This is a genomic window from Streptomyces durocortorensis, assembly GCF_016901035.1.
In the GTDB taxonomy this organism is placed as follows: domain Bacteria; phylum Actinomycetota; class Actinomycetes; order Streptomycetales; family Streptomycetaceae; genus Streptomyces; species Streptomyces durocortorensis.
The window spans coordinates 1-1,486 of the sequence record NZ_JAFEUF010000490.1 but is presented as its reverse complement, the minus strand read 5'-3'; the positions used below and the strand labels follow the sequence as shown (position 1 = coordinate 1,486).

Sequence of the window (1,486 nt, the reverse complement as noted above, 5' to 3'; positions counted from 1 at the left end):
CACCACCAGGCCCCCGCCCGTACGCCCCGGCGCGGGCGCCCACACCTCCAGCTCCGGTCCGCCGTCCGCACCCCGCACCGGAATCACCGCGCCCGCCCGCGCCAGCACCGGCACCCGCGACAGCGGGGCGTCCACCAGCACCTGACCCGGGCCCTCGTACGGCCTCCCGGTCACCGTGTCGTACCACCGCCCCCTCGGCAGCCGCACCGCCCGCCGCCGCACCCCCGGCTCCAGCACCGGAGCCACCAGCAGCGCATCGCCCAGCAGGAACGCGTCCTCGCACTCCCGCAGCGCCCGGACGCCCGGCGCACCCCACCACACCGGCCGCACATAGGGCGCACCCGTCAGCCGCGCCACGTGCGACAGCGACACGAAGTACGGGTGCAGCCGCTCCCGCTCCACCAGAGCCGCCCGCGCGTGCTCCAGCACCTCGGGCCCGAACGCCCACGGCTCCCGCCGCCCCGCGTCGATCGCCGAGTGCGTACGGAACAACGGCAGACACGCCCCCAGCTGGAACCACCGCAGATACAGCTCCGGCGACGGGAACCCGTCGAACCCGCCCACATCCGGACCCGAATACGGCACCCCGCACAGACCGAGCCCCAGCACCAGCGACAACGACGCCCGCAGCCCCGGCCACCCCGTCGACACATCACCGGACCAGGTACCCCCGTACCTCTGCATCCCCGCCCAGCCCGACCGCGAGAAGAGGAACGGCCGCTCCTCCGGACGCAGCCGGAGCAGCCCCTCGTACCCGGCCCGTGCCATCGCCAGCGCGTACACGTTGTGCGCCTCGCGGTGATCGCCCCCAGCCCCCTCCAGGACGTGCCGGGCCGAACGCGGCAGCGACGGATCCCCGAACGCCGCGAAGGACACCGGCTCGTTCATGTCGTGCCAGATCCCCGAGAAGCCCTGCGCAAGCCGCTCCTCATACAGAGATCCCCACCAATCCCGCACAACCGGATCGGTGAAGTCCGGATAGACGCAGGCCCCCGGCCACACCTCCCCGACCACCACCCGCCCCCGCGCGTCCCGCACGAACGCACCGTGCTCGCCGACCGCCCGGCCCGTGTCGAACACCGCGTCACCCGGCTCCGCCTTCACCGCCGGGTCCACGATCGACACCAGCCGCACCCCGTCCCCGCGCAGCTCCTTCGCCAGCGCGGGCAGATCGGGGAACCGCTCCCGGTCCACCGTGAACACCCGGTGCCCGTCGTAGTGGTCGATGTCCAGATGCAGCACGGACAACGGCAGCCCCCGCTCCCGGTACCCGCCGACGACCCGCCGCACTTCCTCCTCGCTCCCGAACCCCCACCGGGCGTGCTGCGGCCCCAGCGCCCAGGACGGCGGCAGCGCCGGTGCACCCGTCAGCGCCGTCCACCCCTGGAGCACCCGGGCCGGCGTCCCCACCACCACCCAGCAGCGCAGCGGCCCGCCCTCCATCCGCACCTCGCAGGCGCCCGGCCGGTCATGCCCCGAACCGGCG

1 protein-coding gene is annotated in these 1,486 nt (G+C 74.7%); it reads right to left on the bottom strand.

The features are described 5' to 3' along the window. The coding region (locus JS521_RS35660; RefSeq protein WP_275564251.1) for a TIM-barrel domain-containing protein at positions 1 to 1,486 on the bottom strand (1,486 nt) is incomplete at both ends.